Source organism: Streptococcus sp. 2022WUSS083, from assembly GCF_044427155.1.
GTDB classification, from domain to species: Bacteria; Bacillota; Bacilli; order Lactobacillales; family Streptococcaceae; genus Streptococcus; species Streptococcus hashimotonensis.
On the sequence record NZ_JAOTGK010000001.1, the window covers coordinates 276681 to 296201 of the forward strand.

At 42.7% G+C, this 19521-nt stretch carries 18 protein-coding genes and 1 pseudogene; 10 read left to right on the plus strand and 9 right to left on the minus strand.

The window, feature by feature from the left end:
* Positions 1-103: 103 nt before the first annotated feature.
* From ODU41_RS01195 to ODU41_RS01225, 7 genes are all read left to right on the plus strand, one after another.
* Entirely contained in the window at positions 104-1471 is a 1368-nt protein-coding gene (locus ODU41_RS01195) for an acetyl-CoA carboxylase biotin carboxylase subunit (RefSeq protein WP_141590657.1), read from the plus strand.
* 267 nt (positions 1472-1738) lie between these two features.
* Positions 1739-2605, plus strand: coding sequence for an acetyl-CoA carboxylase, carboxyltransferase subunit beta (gene accD, locus ODU41_RS01200; protein ID WP_318797740.1), 867 nt, complete (start codon positions 1739-1741; stop codon positions 2603-2605).
* On the plus strand, positions 2602-3375 hold the full coding sequence (locus ODU41_RS01205; protein ID WP_024384515.1) for an acetyl-CoA carboxylase carboxyl transferase subunit alpha: 774 nt from the start codon (positions 2602-2604) through the stop codon (positions 3373-3375). The genes accD and ODU41_RS01205 overlap by 4 nt, the downstream gene beginning before the upstream one ends.
* Positions 3376-3439: 64 nt before the next feature.
* Positions 3440-3913 (plus strand): GNAT family N-acetyltransferase, encoded by a 474-nt coding sequence (locus ODU41_RS01210; protein ID WP_141599424.1) that lies wholly within the window; start codon positions 3440-3442, stop codon positions 3911-3913.
* Positions 3906-4538 (plus strand): hypothetical protein, encoded by a 633-nt coding sequence (locus ODU41_RS01215; RefSeq protein WP_141599422.1) that lies wholly within the window; start codon positions 3906-3908, stop codon positions 4536-4538. Before ODU41_RS01210 ends, ODU41_RS01215 begins: the two co-directional genes overlap by 8 nt.
* A 159-nt stretch (positions 4539-4697) precedes the next feature.
* Entirely contained in the window at positions 4698-5369 is a 672-nt protein-coding gene (locus tag ODU41_RS01220) for a CPBP family intramembrane glutamic endopeptidase (protein WP_141599420.1), read from the plus strand.
* A 42-nt stretch (positions 5370-5411) separates the two neighbouring features.
* Entirely contained in the window at positions 5412-6071 is a 660-nt protein-coding gene (locus tag ODU41_RS01225) for a CPBP family intramembrane glutamic endopeptidase (RefSeq protein ID WP_238600096.1), read from the plus strand.
* A gap of 38 nt (positions 6072-6109) precedes the next feature.
* Here ODU41_RS01225 and ODU41_RS01230 read toward each other — a convergent pair.
* From ODU41_RS01230 to ODU41_RS01260, 7 genes and pseudogenes are all read right to left on the minus strand, one after another.
* Positions 6110-6298 (minus strand): annotated as a pseudogene (locus ODU41_RS01230) (PspC domain-containing protein); the annotation flags it as partial.
* Between the two features lie 37 nt (positions 6299-6335).
* A complete protein-coding gene (gene serS, locus ODU41_RS01235; protein ID WP_398578557.1) occupies positions 6336-7610 on the minus strand; it encodes a serine--tRNA ligase in 1275 nt (424 codons plus the stop codon).
* Between the two features lie 216 nt (positions 7611-7826).
* Positions 7827-8198, minus strand: a complete 372-nt coding sequence (locus ODU41_RS01240; RefSeq protein ID WP_012027688.1) for a DUF956 family protein — start codon at positions 8196-8198, stop codon at positions 7827-7829.
* Between the two features lie 59 nt (positions 8199-8257).
* Positions 8258-9169 (minus strand): PTS system mannose/fructose/sorbose family transporter subunit IID, encoded by a 912-nt coding sequence (locus ODU41_RS01245; protein WP_024408274.1) that lies wholly within the window; start codon positions 9167-9169, stop codon positions 8258-8260.
* Positions 9170-9186: 17 nt separating this feature from the next.
* On the minus strand, positions 9187-9996 hold the full coding sequence (locus ODU41_RS01250) for a PTS mannose/fructose/sorbose transporter subunit IIC (RefSeq protein ID WP_024414514.1): 810 nt from the start codon (positions 9994-9996) through the stop codon (positions 9187-9189).
* A gap of 31 nt (positions 9997-10027) precedes the next feature.
* Positions 10028-11020 carry a PTS sugar transporter subunit IIB gene (locus ODU41_RS01255; protein WP_014638554.1) on the minus strand — a complete coding sequence of 331 codons (993 nt, stop codon included), beginning with the start codon at positions 11018-11020 and terminating at the stop codon, positions 10028-10030.
* A gap of 220 nt (positions 11021-11240) precedes the next feature.
* On the minus strand, positions 11241-12053 hold the full coding sequence (locus ODU41_RS01260; RefSeq protein ID WP_249547428.1) for a Cof-type HAD-IIB family hydrolase: 813 nt from the start codon (positions 12051-12053) through the stop codon (positions 11241-11243).
* A 346-nt stretch (positions 12054-12399) separates the two neighbouring features.
* Here ODU41_RS01260 and ODU41_RS01265 point away from each other — a divergent pair, with 346 nt between their 5' ends.
* Positions 12400-13860 carry an NCS2 family permease gene (locus ODU41_RS01265; protein WP_024400942.1) on the plus strand — a complete coding sequence of 487 codons (1461 nt, stop codon included), beginning with the start codon at positions 12400-12402 and terminating at the stop codon, positions 13858-13860.
* 348 nt (positions 13861-14208) lie between these two features.
* On the opposite strand, the gene metF is transcribed toward ODU41_RS01265, so the two are convergent.
* Positions 14209-15069 (minus strand): methylenetetrahydrofolate reductase [NAD(P)H], encoded by an 861-nt coding sequence (gene metF / locus ODU41_RS01270; protein ID WP_398578558.1) that lies wholly within the window; start codon positions 15067-15069, stop codon positions 14209-14211.
* Positions 15070-15072: 3 nt separating this feature from the next.
* Positions 15073-17322: a 5-methyltetrahydropteroyltriglutamate--homocysteine S-methyltransferase gene (metE, locus tag ODU41_RS01275; RefSeq protein ID WP_398578559.1), complete on the minus strand. Its 2250-nt coding sequence runs from the start codon at positions 17320-17322 to the stop codon at positions 15073-15075.
* 380 nt (positions 17323-17702) lie between these two features.
* On the opposite strand from metE, the gene ODU41_RS01280 reads away from it, so the two are divergent.
* Positions 17703-18392, plus strand: a complete 690-nt coding sequence (locus ODU41_RS01280; RefSeq protein WP_398578560.1) for a gamma-glutamyl-gamma-aminobutyrate hydrolase family protein — start codon at positions 17703-17705, stop codon at positions 18390-18392.
* 151 nt (positions 18393-18543) lie between these two features.
* Complete coding sequence (locus ODU41_RS01285; RefSeq protein ID WP_014638547.1) at positions 18544-19401, plus strand: MetQ/NlpA family ABC transporter substrate-binding protein; 858 nt, start codon at positions 18544-18546, stop codon at positions 19399-19401.
* The last annotated feature ends 120 nt before the right edge of the window (positions 19402-19521 follow it).

Consider the following 19521-nt stretch of genomic DNA (forward strand, 5'->3'; position numbering starts at 1 on the left):
TAAAAGTAAAATGAAGAACTGCTACTGATAACCATTACTTAATATTCTCACCTTGAGATTGTTATAACAATTATTCTATGTTAAAAAGGAGATAGGATTCATCATGTTTGAGAAGATTTTGATTGCCAATCGTGGTGAGATTGCGGTGCGGATTATTCGTGCGGCCAGGGAATTGGGGATTGCGACGGTGGCTGTCTATTCAGAGGCTGACAAGGAAGCCCTCCACACCATGTTGGCAGATGAGGCTGTCTGTATCGGACCTGCCCGTTCGACAGATTCCTATCTCAATATGCAGGCGGTCATCTCGGCGGCTGTTGTGACAGGTGCCCAGGCTATTCATCCCGGCTTTGGATTTTTGAGTGAAAACTCCAAATTTGCCACCCTCTGTGAAGAGGTCGGCATCAAGTTTATCGGTCCTTCTGGGACGGTCATGGATACCATGGGTGATAAAATCAATGCTCGGGCGGAGATGATTAAGGCTCAAGTGCCTGTCATTCCAGGCTCAGACGGCGAGGTCTTGACCAGCCAAGAAGCCCTTGAAATCGCTGAAAAGATTGGCTACCCTGTCATGCTCAAGGCATCGGCAGGTGGTGGCGGTAAGGGAATTCGTAAGGTGGAAAAAGCCGAAGACCTAGTGCCTGCCTTTGAATCAGCTTCCAGCGAAGCCAAGGCAGCTTTTGGCAACGGTGCCATGTATATGGAGCGTGTCGTCTATCCAGCCCGCCACATCGAAGTACAGATTTTGGCAGACCAGCACGGTCATGTTATCCATCTGGGAGAACGGGATTGTTCCCTTCAACGCAACAACCAGAAGGTCTTGGAAGAAGCTCCGTCTATCGCCATTGGCCAAACTATGCGGGACCATATCGGTCAAGCAGCAGTGCGGGCTGCCCAGTCAGTTGGCTATGAAAATGCAGGGACCATTGAGTTCCTCTTGGATGAAGCCAAGGGCGAATTTTACTTCATGGAAATGAACACACGGGTGCAGGTGGAACATCCAGTTACCGAATTTGTGACCGGTGTGGATATTGTCAAGGAGCAAATCAAGATTGCCGCTGGTCAGGAACTCAGCGTCTACCAAGAAGATGTGAAGATTACAGGCCATGCCATTGAATGCCGCATCAATGCTGAAAATCCAGCCTTCAACTTCGCCCCAAGTCCAGGTAAGATTTCCAATCTTTATCTGCCAAGTGGTGGTGTTGGTCTGCGTGTGGATTCGGCAGTTTATCCAGGCTACACCATTCCGCCTTATTACGATTCCATGATTGCCAAGGTTATCGTGCATGGGGAAAATCGCTTTGAAGCCCTGATGAAGATGCAGCGAGCCCTCTACGAATTGGAAATTGACGGAGTGGTGACCAATACTGACTTCCAGCTGGACTTGATTTCCGACAAGCGAGTGGTGGCTGGTGATTACGACACCGCCTACCTCATGGAAGAATTTTTACCCCGCTATCAAGAAGAATTATAGTCTTTTAGTTTACTTTTAGTACTCGCTCCAACTATCTGGTGGATAGTTGGAGGTTGGAAATAGAGCGAACAAAGTTCGCATCAAAAGCTGCAAGCAATTTCAATCGTCCAGTGGAGTGTTTGAAGTTGGAAATAAGGAAACGGAGTTTCAAACTACCACTCTTTAAATCAAAGGTGGTAGGCTGAAAACCTCCACTGGAGCTTTTCACTCATCGAAGTAATAAAAGAAAAACTAAATGACGATAAAAAAGTAAACTAGGAGAATGCTATGGCTTTGTTTCGCAAAAAGGACAAATATATCCGCATCAACCCCAATCGTTCGCGGATAGAGTCAGCACCTCAAGCAAAGCCAGAGGTGCCAGACGAACTCTTTTCCAAATGTCCTGTTTGTAAGGTAATCCTTTATAAGAAGGACTTGGGACCAGAGAAAACCTGTCAACACTGTTCCTATAATTTCCGGATTACAGCCGAGGAACGCTTGGCTTTGACAGTGGATGAAGGTTCGTTCGAGGAATTGTTTACAGGGATTGAAACAAAAAATCCCTTGGACTTCCCTAATTATTTGGAAAAATTGGCAGCCACCCGTCAAAAGACAGGTTTGGACGAGGCTGTTTTGACAGGCAAGGCGACCATCGGCGGCCAACCAGTTGCCCTTGGGATCATGGATTCGCACTTTATCATGGCTTCAATGGGAACAGTGGTCGGTGAGAAAATTACCCGCCTCTTTGAACTGGCTACTGAAGAGAAATTGCCAGTCGTCCTTTTTACCGCATCTGGCGGTGCTCGGATGCAGGAAGGCATTATGAGCCTGATGCAAATGGCTAAGATTTCGGCAGCTGTGAAACGCCATTCCAATGCTGGCCTCTTTTACCTGACGGTCTTGACAGACCCTACAACAGGGGGGGTGACGGCTAGTTTTGCCATGGAAGGTGATATTATCCTGGCTGAGCCACAGACTTTAGTTGGCTTTGCAGGTCGCAGGGTGATTGAATCAACTGTTCGGGAAAATCTACCAGATGATTTCCAGAAGGCTGAATTTTTACAAGAACACGGCTTTGTCGATGCCATTGTCAAACGCCAGGACTTGCCAGCGACCATTAGTCGCTTGTTGAGAATGCATGGAGGTGTCAGATGACCAGTGATGTAGCACGTATGATCCGTTTGGCACGTGACCAGGCTCGCCTGACGACCTTGGACTATGCCACACAACTCTTTGATGACTTTATCGAACTGCACGGCGATCGGAATTTCCGCGATGACGGAGCAGTTGTGGGTGGTATCGGCTTTCTAGCAGGTCAGCCAGTGACAGTTATCGGTATCCAGAAAGGGAAGAATCTTCAGGACAACCTCAAACGCAACTTCGGTCAGCCCCACCCAGAAGGCTACCGCAAGGCCCTTCGCCTCATGAAGCAGGCGGAGAAGTTCGGTCGTCCTGTTGTCACCTTTATCAATACCGCTGGAGCCTATCCAGGTGTCGGTGCCGAGGAGCGTGGGCAGGGCGAGGCCATTGCCCGCAACCTCATGGAGATGAGCGACCTCAAGGTACCCATTATCGCCATTATCATCGGTGAGGGAGGCTCTGGCGGAGCACTTGCCCTAGCAGTCGCAGACCAGGTCTGGATGCTGGAAAATTCCATGTATGCCGTCCTCAGCCCTGAAGGTTTCGCCTCTATCCTCTGGAAAGACGGTAGTCGTGCCATGGAAGCGGCAGAACTCATGAAGATCACTTCTTATGAGTTGGAGAAACTCCAAGTGGTCGATCGGGTTGTTTTGGAAAATGGCAGAGCGACCAAGGAAGTCTTGTCTGACATCAAGGAAAACCTGGTCAGCCAGTTGGCTCAACTACAAGCCTTGCCACTTGATCAACTACTCGAAAACCGCTATCAACGCTTTAGAAAATACTAGGAAGACCTAGTATTTTTTTGCTAGATTTGATACAATGGATAAAATAATTTTCGGGAGGTTTTCCATGTTAGTAAAAGCAGAACTATCAAACGCAGAAGAATTATTGCCCATTCAACACCGAGCATTTGCAGCCTTGTATGAAACCTATCAGGACCAATACAACCCTGCCATTGAAAGCATGGACTATTTCCAATCACGCTTTGCACGACCAAATTGCAGCTATTATAAGATTGTCGAAGAGGGTCAGACAGTCGGACTGGTACGAACAACGGTTGCTGAAGATGCAGACGAGGGCTGGCTAGGTCTGATTGGCATTGACCCAGACCACAGAGGAAAAGGCTATGGTCATAAGGCCATGTTAGAGTTAGAACAACTCTATCCGACAGTCAAGCGGTGGGTACTCTGTACCGTCTTACAGGAGCCCAGATTAGTTGCTTTCTACGAAAAACTCGGTTACGAGGCTATCAAAACCGAGCCTGAGCAGGAAGGCATGGATATGGTCTACATGGAGAAGTGGATAGGAGATTCAGATGCTTGAACAGTGCCGTAGATATTTGGAATATCAAGGAGTTCATTATTGCAAGCCTGAAAAGGCAGGAGATTCGGCAGGCGAGATGACAGTCTTAAGAAACTTAGCACAGGCAGCACGTAAGGAGTTTCAGACATTAAGTTTAGCTTTAGCTGAGCAAGTCGGTCCCTTGGTGCCCGAGAGAGTCAGTCAATGGATGAACCAAGCCCAGATTTGCAGACCGCATTTTTGGACCTATTACCGCCTACCCTCTTCTAGTTCGTCGGCCCCAGCTTTCGCCATTCGTCTGTATGGTAAGGGAGCTGAAGCGGGGATTTCAGTAGAAGTTAGCTTCATTGAGCGAAAGAAGGTAGAGACCTCTCTGCTTCAGCAAAACCGTGTGCTGAACTGTCCGATTCAGGCACCGCTTTATTACAGGGTACAGGAGGGACAGGTATTTTATCGCTTGGATGGAACGGAGGAGAATAGGCAGATTTTACTAGAAGCTGTTGAAACGGGACAGGTTCGAAAAGTACTGGTCAAATATGACGTACCATTTGAAACGGTTGAGTCCGAAGAGGAACTGCTAGACCGCTTGGTTGGAGGCTTTTTCCTACTAGAACCTTATCTGAAGATGACAAAAACCACTGAATGATCAGTGGGTTGACAGTAAACAAGCATTATCAGGATGTTTGTTTTTTGGTCATATTGATAAATCGATTGTATTATTGTAAAATTGTACTGTAAAAATAACACAAAATATTTCAATGATATAATTGTTTGAATATTTGTATGTTGTGTAGCAGTAAAGGAGATGGGTGTGGAGAATGTAAGTCAAGGGATGAAATGGCTTGGTCGCAAGCTTTGGATACTACTGAGAGCGTTTGGTTTGGTATTGATTGCTGTTTTTCCAGATGCTATTTTAGAAATGTCTACCTCACCAGTAGCTCATTTGGGAATAGCTTTATCTTCCATTGGAGTTATGGTCTTTATGTATTGGAGGGCTGAAAAGAATGGCATTACCATCTGGGATAGAAGTTTTTTAACTTGGAAAGGTCTTGGTTTTGTTGTCTTAACTTTCACAGTGGCTCAGCTATTTAAACACCTTGGCTATTACATTATGGAACTTCAGGGGATTGAAGATACCGCTAATCAGATTGGCATTGAAAAGCTGTTACAAACAATCCCATTTTGGTTAGCCTTTGTAAGAATAGCCTGTCAGGCAGCCATTACCGAGGAGATCATTGTCAGAGGCTATCTGTTCAAAAAGTTTTTTGAAAAGCATAAGATTCTAGGAATTGTAGTATCTGGTTTGATTTTTGCTTTCCTGCATGGACCAACAGATTTTGGCTCTTGGATTATTTATGCCAGCCCGGGATTTTTACTAGCGTTCTTGTACTATAAGACGGACTACCTCATCTATCCTATCGCTGTTCATTTTATCAACAATGCCTGGTCGGTAGTGGCATTCTATTATTTAAAATAAGGGAAGATAGAGACAAGAATCAGGGAGCAAAAGGAGAATAGTATGGAAAAATTAAGTCAAGGTTTAGAGTGGCTTGGTCGGAAGATATGGATTTTATTGAGAGTTTTTGGTTTTTTAATGATTTTCGTCATCCCGGATTTGATTTTAGAAGAGTCCAAGTCGCAACCTGTTCTGCTGATAACGGGGCTTGTGACAGTGGGAATTGTGGGGTTCTTCTGGTGGCGAGCTGAGAAAAATAGCTTACCCGTTTGGGATTCCAAGATTCTTTCTTGGGATGGAATGGCTCTCGTCATTCTGAGTTTTGCCATCATGCAGTTGACGGATATGGCTGGCTCGTTTCTACTAGAGTTACAAGGAGCAGAAACAACTGTCAATGAGACCCTGATTATGGAATCCTTGAAAGGAGTTCCGTTTTGGTTGGCAATTTTAACAACGGCATTTTTACCAGCCGTTGGAGAGGAAGTTATGCTACGCGGCTACTTTTTCAAAAAATTATTTGGTCATCATGCCATTTTAGGAATCATTGCCTCAAGCCTCCTTTTTGGATTGCTTCATGGACCAACGGACATCGGTTCATGGTTGATTTATGCGGGGAGTGGTATCATTTTGTCAACTCTCTATCATAAAACAGGCTATTTGATTTACCCGATTGCAGTGCACTTGGTAAACAATCTGATTGCCACTATTTTCTATTATCTATAAAAAAGCGACTCCTAGAAGGAGTCGTCTTTTGCTATGCTTTAGTTGAGTTCAGACTTGTCTGGTAAAAGTATAGCCAGAATGATGTAGGCAGTTAGAAAGGGTAGGTTGGTTACAATAGCTAATATAATGACCACCAAACGAACACTCTCTAATTTCCAACCGTAGTTTTCATATAGGTCAAAGTAGTCATAAAGACCTGCGATAACGCCAGCCAGTTCACCATGACTTTTGTCCTTATACTATTTCTTTTTCATCTTCCTACTCCTAAGGCTTAATAACATCAACCCCACCCATGTATGGACGGAGAACTTCTGGAATGGTGACAGAACCATCTTCGTTTTGGTAGTTTTCAAGGATGGCAGCCACTGTACGACCAACCGCTAGACCAGAACCGTTGAGGGTGTGGAGCAATTTGACTTTACCGTCAGCAGCATCGCGGTAGCGGATTTGGGCGCGACGAGCTTGGAAATCTTCTGTGTTGGAACAGCTTGAAATTTCACGGTAGGCATTTTGGGCAGGAATCCAGACTTCCAAGTCGTAGGTCTTAGCAGCTGAGAAGCCCATATCGCCTGTACAGAGGGCCAAAACGCGGTATGGTAAGCCTAATTTTTGAAGGATATTTTCTGCGTTTGCGGTCATTTTTTCCAATTCATCGTAAGACTGTTCTGGTGTGGCAAATTTGACCATTTCAACCTTGTGGAATTGGTGAAGGCGGATAAGACCACGGGTGTCACGACCGGCAGAACCAGCTTCAGAACGGAAAGATGGGCTCATGGCTGTGAAGTAGATTGGCAGGTCTTTTTCTTCCAGAATCTCGTTGCGGTAGTAGTTGGTCAACGGCACTTCCGCAGTTGGGATGAGGACGAAGTTGGTGTCTGCCAACTCAAAGGTATCTTCCTTGAACTTAGGATATTGACCTGTACCGAACATAGAGTCGTGGTTGACCATGTAAGGTGTGATGATCTCTTGGTAGCCTTCTGCGATATGCTCGTCCAACATGAAGTTGTAGAGGGCACGTTCTAAGCGAGCACCCAAGTTCTTGTAGAAGAGGAAGCGTGCACCAGTTACTTTTGCGCCACGTTCCCAGTCCAGAATATCTAGGTCTTCGCCCAAATCCCAGTGAGCTTTTGGCTCGAAAGTGAATTCACGAGGTGTGCCCCAGCGGCGAACTTCCACGTTTTCTTCTTCATCTGCACCAACAGGGACAGAGTCGTGCGGTGTATTTGGAAGAACTGCAAGGAGGGCATTTAGTTTTTCATCAATTTCCAAGAGTTCAGCATCCAAGTTTTTTACATCGGCAGACAGTTTTTGCATGGCAGCAATCTTGTCGTCAGCATTTTCCTTGTTGCGTTTTGCTTGGGCAATCTCTGCTGAAACTGTGTTACGTTCAGCTTTTAATTCTTCTACAGTAACCAAGATTTCACGGCGTTTTGCATCCAATTCCTTGATGTCTGCCAAGGTTTCGGCAGACACACCACGAGTAGCTAATTTGGCAGCCACTCCGTCAAAATCTGTACGAATACGTTTGATATCTAGCATAGATGTCTCCTTTAGAATAAAAAACACAGAATGAGAGATGCTGGAGCGATATTTACCGCGGTTCCATCCAGCTTCACATTCTGTGCACTTGATTGTATTTTGATAATTTCATAACGGTAGAATTTCACAACTTTTTCCTATCTGCTCACAGCGACCGCAGACTTTCTGGAAGGAGCCAGATGCTACTTATCCGTATCTACTATTATACTTGAATTTTTATTTTTTGGCAAATAGATTCGAAATTTTTCTGCCGATTGTTTGCATAAGAGTCGGTAATTTCACAACTTTTTCATTGCCAATATGCTCACGAGCAATTTTAAGAATCTTACCAGAATCTTTAGATGCAAACAAGAATCGACTTTTTTCTGTATAAATTTCAAAATGACGGCTGATTGCTTTGCCAGAAACGTTTGCGCCAATGCTAGTCATTTCTGACCAAGGAATCTGGATATAACGCTCAACGTTGCTATCTGGGTAGAATTCAAGTGCCTTGTCACCAATTAGAAATTTACCAACCTTGCCACCAAAGCCCATGTAAGAAACCCCTGTGGTTTGTAGTTCAACGCTTGTATTTTGTGATTGTGCCATAGTGCTCTCTCCCTAGATATTCATTATATCATAAAACCCCGCAAGAGCGGGGTCCTTGATTACATAATGTTGAAGAAACGAGCAAGAATACCTACGATGAAGAGACCGATAATCATTGTGATTGGTGTTACTTTCTTCTTAAGCAAGTGCATGCAGAGGAAAGTAAGGAGAAGTCCCATCAAACCAGGAATCAAGCTGTCCAACTGACCTTGTAATGTTTGAGCTTGAGTTGGTTCAAGGCTAAGTCCGCTAAGAGCTTGACCAAGAATACCTTTCAACTCAGCACCAGTAACAGTACCTTCTGGGAAGACGATGTAAGCACCTTCTGACAATTGTTTAGCAGGAAGATTTACAGCGAAAGTAATAGATACCCAGCGTTGAACAAGAACGGCAAGGATGAACATACCAAGGATTGAAGCACCTTTAGTGATGTCTTGAAGGATACCACCAGACATGTCTTTAGTGATTTCGCTACCAGCTTTGTAACCAAATTCTTGTGTGTACCATAGGAAGGCCATACGGATTGCGTTCCAACCAAGGAAGAAGATGATTGGTCCCATGATATTTCCAGATTGTGCAAGTGAAGCACCAAGGGCACCAAGGATTGGACGAACAGTAAACCAGAAGACTGGGTCACCGATACCAGCAAGAGGTCCCATCATACCGATTTTCACACCTTGGATAGCTGTGTCATCGATTTCAGCACCATTAGCACGCTCTTCTTCAAGGGCAAGAGTTACGCCAAGGATTGGTGAAGCAACGTATGGGTGTGTGTTGAAGAATTCCAAGTGGCGCTCAAGAGCAGCAGCTTGATCTTCTTTTTTAGTGTAAAGTTTTTTGATAGCTGGGATCATTGCATAAGCCCAACCTAAGTTTTGCATACGCTCATAGTTCCATGAACCTTGAAGGAAGGTTGAACGCCACCAAACTTTTTTACGATCGCTTACGGAAAGTTGAATTTTTTCTGACATGATGAATCTCCCTTCTCTTAGTAGTCTTCAAGGATGTCGCCGATTGGGTCGTTAGATGAAGCACCACCGTTACCTGATCCGCCTTGTTTTGACAAGTTGAGGTAGATAAGCGCGATTGCAACACCGATAACACCAAGTGCGATAAGTGTCAATTGGCTGATAGCAGCAAAGGCAAAACCAAGTGCGAAGAATGGCCATACTTCACGAGTTGCCATCATGTTGATAACCATAGCATAACCTACGGCAACAACCATACCACCGCCGACAGCCATACCGCCTTTGAGCCATTCTGGCATTGCTTCAAGAACAGATTGAACAGCTTCAGCTGGCATTGCAAGTAGAAGTGCTGCAGGGATTGCGATACGCAATCCTTGAAGAAGAAGAGCGAACAAGTGGTAACGTTCTACCGCAGCAAAGTTTGCATCTTTAGCAGCATTGTCTGCACCGTGTACAAGACCGACTGAGATAGTACGAACGATCATTGTAAGGAAAAGACCAGCTACGGCAAGAGGGATAGCAGTTGTTGTTGCAACGGCAATACCTTCAGTTGAGAAGTCGCCACCTTTGATCATGATGATTGCAGCAGCTACAGAAGCAAGAGCAGCGTCAGGAGCAACAGCTGCACCAATGTTTGCCCAACCAAGTGCAATCATTTGTAGAGAACCACCAAGCATAACGCCTGCAGCCAAGTTACCAGTCACAAGACCGATAAGGGTACAAGCTACCAATGGTTGATGGAATTGGAATTCGTCAAGGATACCTTCAAGACCAGCGAAGAAGGCAACGATGACAACGAGAATTGCAGAAATAAGTGTAATATCTGACATGTTGTAATCCTTTCTATACTAACAGATCGATTTATTGAACGTTTGCCTTGTTGATAAGTTCAAACAAGTCTTTCTTCGAATCGTTTGGTACTTTACGCACATCAAATTCAACGCCAAGGTCACGCAATTTTTCAAAGGTTGCAACGTCATCTTTGTCCATTGACAATACGTTGTTAACCATTGTTTTACCAGTTGAGTGAGCCATAGAACCAACGTTCAATTCTTTGATTTCAACACCACCTTCAATTGCTTCAAGAGCTTCTTGAGGAGTTTCGAAAAGAATCAAGGCGTGAGTGTTACCGAATCGAGGATCTTTAGAAACCTCAATCAATTTCTTGATTGGGACAACGTTCGCTTTTACGTTACCAGGTGCAGCTTGTTTGATGAGTTGTTTACGCAATTCATCTTTGGCAACTGTATCTGATGCAACGATGATACGATCTGCTTTGGAAGCAGGAGTCCAACCAGTCGCCACTTGACCGTGCAAGAGACGAGTGTCGATACGGGCTAAGTTGATTTTCAACTTGCCATCACCGATAACAGTACCTGGAGGGATAGCACCTTGTAGTGCAACAGGAGCAGCATCGGCAACAGGAGTAGCTTCAGCTGGTTGAAGTTCTTCTGGAAGAACTTTGATACCATCTTTGGCTTCCTTGATAATGTTTGCCGCAACTTCTTCCACGCCAGCAGCAGCGTTAATCATACGCTCTGTGTAAGCTTGGATAAGCATTGGCAAGTTTAGACCGGTGATGATAGCAAACTTACGATCTGGATTTTCACCAGCTACACGGCTTGCTTGGTTGAATGGTGAACCACTCCAAAGGTCAGCCAAAACCAAAACTTCATCATCGGCATCGAATGCGTCCACGGCAGCATTTAGCTTAGCGTATAAATCATCTGGACCTTCACTTGGCATAAAAGTAACAACTTGTACTTTTTCTTGTTCGCCAAAGATCATTGAACCTGACTGATGAATACCAGCAGCAAATTCGCCATGACTTGCAATAATGATTCCAATACTCATTATTGATCCTCCTAAATTTTTCTTGTTCATGTAAAAACCGTTGAATGGGCTTTCATGTTCGAACTGTAACATTATAAAACGTTTTCAGTGGTTTTGTCAAGAGGAATTATGTTAAAAGTGCAAAATATTTCCGAAATTTTTCATAAGTTGGTTTCAGAAAAGTGATAAAAATATGCAACGAATATGACAAAAACCTGACAGTTTATCAGGTTTTTGATGTCTATAAAAATAGGTTCTCTAGTTCACGTGCGACACCATCTTCAAAATTAGCAAATGCTGTCAATCTGTCGGCATGTGGACGAAGTGTATCGCTACAATTTTTCATGGCATAGGCTGTTCCTGCTAGGTCTAGCATCTCAACATCGTTGTGCTCATCGCCGAAGGCAATTAAGTCGCTAGGAGTGGCTTGGTAGAGGTTAAGAACATAGCTCAAAGCGGTTGCCTTATTGACGCCTTTTGCACAAGTTTCGAGGATATTTAATGGTCCGCCCCACGTATTGATTTCTAACTCATCTTTGAAATAGGCATTCATTTCTTTTGCAAGTTCGTACTTATCAGTTGCACGAGTCTGCATAAGGATGGAATGAGGATCACTAGTGATTAATTCAGGTTTGATGAGTGTATCTGGAGTAATCTGTTCAACCCCCATCAGAGCAGGATCAATCTTATCTAAGTTGTTTTGAGTGATGTAGAATTTATTCTTGTATTCACCAGCAATAAAATCTGCCTCGAATGTTTCTTCTTCTTTTAGAAATTCGAGTAGGTATTTTTTGTCGATTAAAATATTTTGTTCCCATTGCCATTTCTTTCCAGGGATGTGAACTAAAGAACCGTTGAAATTAATCATGGGAGTATCCAGTTCTAGTTGTTGGTAAAATTTTTCAGCCATTCGATAGGGGCGACCTGTGGCGATAAGAACGGTGTGTCCTGCTTGGCGGACCTTCTTTATAGTTGAGATGGTATAATCAGATAATTGGCTATCATTATTGAGCAATGTGCCGTCCAAATCGATAGCTATGATTTTTTTCTTCATATTTAATAGCATTCCTTTCTAGAGTTGTTATACTAGTTTTAATAGTGAATAATGTTTAGCTAGTAGCTAGATTGCTGAGAAATTGTTTTATGCGTCAAAGAATAGTACTTGTAGGTAGCCACATCTTGAACTAATAACTTCCAGTATAACAAAAGGAGATAATAAAAGCAAAGCAGCAAATAATTTTGTATGGATTTTTTCGCAAGTTTGTAATGTTCGGTATTTGCGAATATTTTAAGTTGAAAATCAATAAAATAACGTTTTCAAGATTAAAAAACTTGAAATTAGAATGTTTTTTGATTATAATGTTTTTATCGTTCGTAAATTAAAAGGAGAAATGAAAAAAATGGATCAATTTTTTAAATTGAAAGAACATGGAACGACGGTTTCAACAGAAATTATGGCAGGACTTACGACTTTCTTTGCCATGTCATATATCTTGTTTGTTAACCCTAGTGTGTTAAGCGTTGCTGGAATGCCAACACAGGCTGTTTTCTTGGCGACAATAATTGCCAGTGCAGTTTCAACGCTTGTTATGGGATTATTTGCTAACGTACCTTACGCCTTGGCACCAGGTATGGGGTTGAATGCCTTCTTTACTTATACAGTGGTTATTGGTCTTGGTTTTACTTGGCAAGAAGCTTTGGCAATGGTTTTCCTCTGCGGTTTGTTTAACGTTTTTATCACAGTTACAAAGGTTCGTAAGAGTATTATCAAGGCGATTCCAGTTAGTTTACAACATGCCATCGGTGGTGGTATCGGTGTATTCGTTGCCTATCTTGGTTTTAAAAACTCTAATTTAATCACCTTCTTGACATCTGGTTCAGATATTATTACTGTAAATGGTGTTGCTCCGGCAGATGCAACAGCAGAAACATTTTCAAACGGTGTTTTCTCAGTTTTTGCTGGTGGTGGTGTCGTACCTGGTATTTCAACCTTTACTGATCCAAGTGTTCTCTTGACAGTGTTCGGTCTCCTCTTGACAGCTGTTTTGGTTATTAAGAACGTGCGTGGTGCGATTTTGATTGGTATCATCGCAACAACTTTGGCAGGTATTCCAGCAGGTGTTGTAGACCTTTCTACAATTGACTTTGCAAATAACAATATCGGTACAGCCTTTGCGGAGCTTGGTACAACTTTCCTAGCGGCTTTTGATGGTCTATCTTCGCTCTTTGCTGACTCAAGCCGTCTACCACTTGTTTTGATGACTATCTTTGCATTCAGCTTGTCAGATACCTTTGACACACTTGGTACCTTTATCGGTACAGGTCGTAAGACTGGTATTTTCTCAGAAGAAGATGAAAAAGCTCTCGAAAATGGTACAGGTTTTAACTCTAAGATGGACAAGGCGCTCTTTGCAGATGCGATTGGTACCTCTATCGGTGCACTATTTGGTACGTCAAATACAACGACATATGTTGAATCGGCTGCAGGTATCTCTGCAGGTGGTCGTACTGGTCTGACAGCTGTTACAACAGCCGTTCTCTTCTTGCTATCAATTTTGATTTTACCATTCATTGGAATTGTGCCAAATGCTGCAACAGCTCCAGCCTTGATTATCGTCGGTGTCATGATGGTTTCATCCTTCCTTGATGTTGATTGGAGCCAGTTTGAAGACGCTCTTCCAGCCTTCTTTGCCGCCTTCTTCATGGCGCTTTGCTTCTCTATCTCTTACGGTATTGCAGCAGCCTTTATCTTCTATTGCTTGGTAAAAGTTTCGACAGGTAAGGCTAAAGAAATTCATCCAATCCTTTGGGGTGCCACAGCTCTATTTATTCTGAATTTCATCATTCTAGCTATCTTGTAATCTGTTTATTATCCTTGAACTGATCTTCATTTGAAGGTCAGTTTTTTTATTTGCTATCAAAATTTATGTAAATCACTGTGTTTCAGTTAATAAAATACTGTCGTGAACGTTGTAATTTGAAAACGGATGGAGTTTATTTTTCCATTTCGTCGCTTCTCTGTCTCCTCTTAGTGCCATTTTTACTCCTTGTGACTGTATTTTAAATGGCTGTTTGTTATTGTAAGCAAGATGTCACATACCTAGACATCTGCTGGATTAATGTCATGATGGGGTGAAAAATTTATCATGTAGTCTTTGGGAGTCACAGGGCATAGAATAACCCCTGAGCTTGGGCTCAGGGGGAGTTTTCTAACTATAATGTTTGAATAGCGAATGAGTTGCCTGATGGATGGTGCGGGCTGTTTCGACATTGTTCATAGTGTAGAGATGGATACCAGCCACATCATTGGTCACTAGGTCAACAATTTGATCTACAGCATAGGCCAGACCTGCTGCTCGAAGAGATTCAGGATTGTGCTCATATTTTTCTAAAATAGCTTTAAACTTACGAGGGAGGCGGATATTCTCACAAGTTTTCAAGAGTCGAAGTGCCTGATTCCTGTTGATGATAGGCATAATACCTGCGATAATAGGCACTTCGATGTCTGCTAGAGAACATTTCTCCTGAAAGTTATAAAATGCTTCGTTATCGAAGAAGAGTTGAGTTACCAAGGTTGAGCAACCGGCATCAACTTTCTTTTTCAAATTTTTGATGTCTGAGACAGAATTTGGTGATTCTGGATGTACTTCTGGATAACAGGCTCCAATAATGTCAAAATGTGGGGCTTCTTCCTTGATAAAGGAAATCAAGTCAGTTGCATACTGGAAGTCCTCTTTAGGGGGAAGACCTTCAATAATATCGCCACGAAGTGCTAAAATCTGATGTACACCAATTTCATCGAGAGAATGAAGAACGGATCGGACCTTTTCTTTTGTCAAGTAAGCAGCTGGCAAATGTGCAATAGTTGGAATATGCAATTCATTGCGAACATGGTTAGCTAACTTGACAGTAGTCTCTTCTACGTTCAAATTGTTATTGCTGCATGTAACACTGATAAAATGAGGGGCCAAACCTTGCATCTCATCGAGAGTTTGGATAATCTTTTCATTGCCTACTGCTGGTTTTGGAGGAAAAATTTCAAATGAGAGACTTGGGGTTTGACCGATCATAAATTAGAGTTCCTTTCTGGCTGCCTTAGCTGCTTGAGTCAAGTGGATAAGACTAGCTTTTGTTTCTGATTCGCCACGAGTCTTGAGTCCGCAGTCTGGGTTAATCCAAACTTTTTCTTTCGGTACTTTAGCAAGGATGGCTTGAATGGTGTGTGCAATTTCATCAACGGCAGGGACACGTGGAGAGTGGATGTCATAGACACCAGGACCTACCTGAGTTTGGAAGTTTTTAGCCTTGAGTTCATCTAGAATAACAAGATTTGAACGGCTAGCTTCAAAGGAGATAACATCCGCATCCATGTTGTCGATGGCAGGAATGATGTCTGTAAATTCGCTATAGCACATGTGAGTGTGAATTTGCGTATCTGGTGCAACAGTTGAGTGAACCAAACGGAAGGCAGGGATTGCCCAATCAAGATATTCGCTGTACCAGTCGCTACGACGGAGTGGTAGTTTTTCACGAAGGGCTGCTTCGTCGATTTGGATAATCTTGATACCTGCTGCTTCAAGGTCAAGAACTTCTTCCTTGATAGCAAGAGCAATTTGAAGGGTTGATTCTTTGATAGAAATATCTTCACGTGGGAAGGACCAGTTGAGGATGGTTACAGGACCTGTCAACATACCTTTAACTGGTTTGTTGGTACGGCTTTGAGCATAGCTAGACCATTTAACAGTAATTGGGTTCAAGCGTGTTACATCACCCCAGATAATTGGTGGTTTAACTCCACGCATACCGTAGGATTGTACCCAACCGTTTTTACTGAAGAGGTAGCCAGACAGGTTTTCACCGAAGTATTCTACCATGTCGTTACGCTCGAATTCACCGTGTACAAGTACGTCGAAGTCAACTTCTTCCTGCCATGCGATCCACTCATCTGTTTGAGCTTTGACAAATGCATCGTATTCTTCTTCTGAGATGTTTCCTTTGCGGAAGGCCAAGCGTGTGCTACGGACTTCCTTGGTTTGAGGGAAGGAACCGATAGTGGTTGTTGGAAGAAGTGGTAAGTTTAGCTTCTCGCGTTGAATGGCTTCACGCTCTGCAAAGACTGGTAGGCGTGTATAGTCAGCGTCTGTCAGTCCTGCAAGACGGTCTGAAAGGGCTGCATCACGACCAACACGCTCAAGGGCAAAGAGTTCCTTGTTAGCTGTGAGAGCAACTTCGCCTTGACCGTTACGGATGGCATCCAAATCACGCAATTCGCTCAGTTTTTCAACTGCAAAGGCAAAGTGGTTGAGGATAGCTGGTTCAAATTCTTCATTTGCTGTTGTGAAAGGCACATGAAGAAGGGAGCAAGAAGTTGTTATAACGACATTTTCAGCTGGAATAGCATCCAAAACAGCTAGGCTCTTTTCGTAGTTGTTGCGCCAGATATTTTTACCGTTGACGATACCAGCGTAGAGGGTCTTGTCAGCTGGGAAACCAGTTGCAACAAGTGCAGCAGTTTCCTTACCTTCTACAAAGTCAAGACCGATGGCATCAACTGGTAGGCTGGTCAATTCTGTGTAAATATCACGAACATCACCGAAGTAGGTTTGGATGAGGATTTGCAAACCTTTCTTATCTGCCAAGAGTGTTTGGTAGATACGTAGGAAAAGGGCTTTTTCTTCAGCAGTCAAATCCTTGACCAAGCTCGGTTCGTCCAGCTGGATTTTTTCAGCACCAAGCTCTGCCAATTTCTCAAAGACTTGTCCGTAGGCTGCAACTAAGCTATCAGCGAAATCAGTAGCAGTTAAACCTTCTTCAAAATCAGTTAATTGTAAGAGTGTGAATGGACCAATCAAAACTGGACGAGTTGTGATGCCCAAGTTCTTTGCTTCTTGGAATTCATCGAAAATCTTATGACCGGCTAGTTTGATTTCTGTATCTTTTTCAATAGCTGGAACGATATAGTGGTAGTTGGTGTTGAACCATTTTTTCATCGGTCTAGCACGAACGTCCCCTTTTTCTCCTTGATAACCACGTGCAAGAGCGAAGTATTTTTCAAGGTCAGTCAAGTCAAGGTTCTGTACTGCTTTAGGTACGATGTTGAAGAGAACAGCTGCATCCAAAACATTGTCATAGTGGGAGAAGTCGTTGCTTGGGATTTCAGTAATGCCTGCTTCTTTAACAATATTCCAGTGCTTAGCACGTAGGTCTTTAGCTGCTTCCAAAAGCTCTTCTTGTGGAATTTCATTTCTAAAGTATTTTTCAGTGATAAATTTTAACTCACGGTGTTCTCCGATACGTGGGAAGCCGATAATAGTAGTAGTCATGGTTTTTCCTCCAAAATATTTCTATGCCCCTATCCTAACAGAAAAATCGACTCTTGTATAATTGTAAAAAATTAGAGGGAGTTATAACTTTTGACTATAACAGATTGAAAGAGAGCTACTTTTTTGATATTTCTTCTATATAAAAGCTTGAAAAAACGCCTGTTTATCAAGCTTGACTTTTTTATGCTGGCTCCAGTATAGTTTTTTCTTAAGCATGGTATAGATTTTATCTATGAAACTGCTAAAGGAAAACTCTTGTTTGTGAGCAATTGTTTATAGGTAGTTCTGATAGTTATTTTTTATCAAGCCATAAAACTTCTATATTAGACAGGGCTAGGTAGCCATGCTACAATTGAAAAAATGAAAGAAAGGGGCTTTTTATGGGAAAAGTTATCATTGGAATTTCAGGAAACAAGCAAGAATTTCCAACTAAATCTGGTAGAACTTATGTAACCGTTGCGAGTGAATTGGCAGATGGTGTGCGTCAGGCAGGTGGTGTACCAATGGTTATTCCTATGGGAACTCCTGACTTAGCCAAGGACTATATCAACATGATTGATAAGTTGATTTTATCAGGCGGTCAGCATGTAGACCCCAGTCTATATGGTCAAGAACGCTTGATTGATAGTAATGATTACCTCTTGGAACGGGATGAATTTGAACTGGCTTTGATTGAGGAAGCCCTTCGTCAGGGAAAACCTATTTTTGCCGTTTGCCGTGGTATGCAGTTGCTCAATGTTGCTCTAGGTGGTAGTTTAGAGCAGGAAGTGGCTCATCATTGGCAAGATGGTATTGCGGGGACATCCCATCGTTTACAAGTGAAACCTAAAAGCCGAATCGGTCAACTGTTTGCCCAAGGGAGCTCTATTAATTCCTTCCATCAGCAACGAATCAAAGAATTGGCTCCAGGACTGGTGGCGACAGGTTTGGATCCTAGAGATGGCACGATAGAAGCTTATGAAAGTAGAGGGAACCAAGCTTTGTTTGGTATCCAATGGCATCCAGAATTTTTATACAATGATTGTAAGCAACATCGAGACCTATTTCAGTATTTAGTAGATATATTTTAAGAGGGGTATCCCTCTTTTTATTATCAATACTTATAATTGCAAGGGTATTTGTTATAACGAAAAGTTATAACTTTCTATAAAAAAAGTCAATTAGTCAGAAAGAAAATTCTGTGTTAAGATAGATACAGTTCTAATTTAAGGAGATCATTTTATGAAATTAAAAAAATTGTTTAGTTTGGCAACAGCTGCTTTATCAGTAGGTGTACTTGCTGCATGTGGTAGCTCGTCTTCTAGCTCTTCATCTGATTCTTCAGCAACAACTGTTCGTGTGGGTGTGATGAGTTTGAGCGATTCTGAGCAAGCTCGTTGGGATAAAGTTCAAAAAATTCTTGGTGATGAAGTGAAATTGGAGTTCACTCAATTTACAGATTACTCACAACCAAACAAGGCAGTTGCTGAAAATGAAGTAGACATCAACGCATTCCAGCACTACAACTTCTTGAACAACTGGAATCAAGAAAATGGTGAAGACTTGGTTGCTATTGCGGATACTTATATCGCACCAATCCGTCTTTACTCAGGTACAGCTGATGGAAAAAACAAGTACACTAAAGTGGAAGAAATTCCAGATGGTGCAGAAATTGCGGTTCCAAACGACCCAACAAACGAAAGTCGTGCTCTTTACCTTCTTCAAGCAGCTGGTTTGATCAAGGTTGGTGTATCTGGTACAGAATTGGCAACTATTGCTGACATTACTGAAAACAAGAAAAACTTGAAGATCACTGAGTTGGATGCAAGCCAAACAGCAAGCTCACTTAGCTCAGTTGATGCAGCAGTTGTAAACAACACATTTGTGTTGGAAGCTGGTTTGGATTACAAAAATGCCCTTTATAAAGAGCAAAAAGATGAAAATTCAAAACAGTGGTACAACTTGATTGCAGCTCGTAGCGATTGGGAAAAATCAGAGCAAGCAGCAGCGATTAAGAAAATTATCGAAGCCTACCACACGGATGAAGTGAAAAAAGTTATTGAAGAGACTTCAGACGGTATGGATGAGCCAGTTTGGTAAAATGTAAATAGGTTGAGGACTGGGCAGAATTGTTCAGCCCTCTATCTGTTTTTATAGAGATAAGAAAAAATCTCTTAACCAAAGTCAGAAATGTGGGAGAATATTTGATTTTGGTTAGTA

Coding starts and splice junctions, on each gene's coding strand:
- ODU41_RS01260 (WP_249547428.1), bottom strand. CDS start 12,053: ATGAAGAAAAAAATCATAGCTATCGATTTGGACGGCACATTGCTCAAT.
- ODU41_RS01285 (WP_014638547.1), top strand. CDS start 18,544: ATGAAATTAAAAAAATTGTTTAGTTTGGCAACAGCTGCTTTATCAGTA.
- ODU41_RS01215 (WP_141599422.1), top strand. CDS start 3,906: ATGCTTGAACAGTGCCGTAGATATTTGGAATATCAAGGAGTTCATTAT.
- ODU41_RS01240 (WP_012027688.1), bottom strand. CDS start 8,198: ATGGCACAATCACAAAATACAAGCGTTGAACTACAAACCACAGGGGTT.
- ODU41_RS01280 (WP_398578560.1), top strand. CDS start 17,703: ATGGGAAAAGTTATCATTGGAATTTCAGGAAACAAGCAAGAATTTCCA.
- serS (WP_398578557.1), bottom strand. CDS start 7,610: ATGCTAGATATCAAACGTATTCGTACAGATTTTGACGGAGTGGCTGCC.
- ODU41_RS01225 (WP_238600096.1), top strand. CDS start 5,412: ATGGAAAAATTAAGTCAAGGTTTAGAGTGGCTTGGTCGGAAGATATGG.
- ODU41_RS01245 (WP_024408274.1), bottom strand. CDS start 9,169: ATGTCAGAAAAAATTCAACTTTCCGTAAGCGATCGTAAAAAAGTTTGG.
- ODU41_RS01250 (WP_024414514.1), bottom strand. CDS start 9,996: ATGTCAGATATTACACTTATTTCTGCAATTCTCGTTGTCATCGTTGCC.
- ODU41_RS01255 (WP_014638554.1), bottom strand. CDS start 11,020: ATGAGTATTGGAATCATTATTGCAAGTCATGGCGAATTTGCTGCTGGT.
- ODU41_RS01205 (WP_024384515.1), top strand. CDS start 2,602: ATGACCAGTGATGTAGCACGTATGATCCGTTTGGCACGTGACCAGGCT.
- metF (WP_398578558.1), bottom strand. CDS start 15,069: ATGATCGGTCAAACCCCAAGTCTCTCATTTGAAATTTTTCCTCCAAAA.
- ODU41_RS01210 (WP_141599424.1), top strand. CDS start 3,440: ATGTTAGTAAAAGCAGAACTATCAAACGCAGAAGAATTATTGCCCATT.
- ODU41_RS01195 (WP_141590657.1), top strand. CDS start 104: ATGTTTGAGAAGATTTTGATTGCCAATCGTGGTGAGATTGCGGTGCGG.
- metE (WP_398578559.1), bottom strand. CDS start 17,322: ATGACTACTACTATTATCGGCTTCCCACGTATCGGAGAACACCGTGAG.
- ODU41_RS01220 (WP_141599420.1), top strand. CDS start 4,698: ATGGGTGTGGAGAATGTAAGTCAAGGGATGAAATGGCTTGGTCGCAAG.
- accD (WP_318797740.1), top strand. CDS start 1,739: ATGGCTTTGTTTCGCAAAAAGGACAAATATATCCGCATCAACCCCAAT.
- ODU41_RS01265 (WP_024400942.1), top strand. CDS start 12,400: ATGGATCAATTTTTTAAATTGAAAGAACATGGAACGACGGTTTCAACA.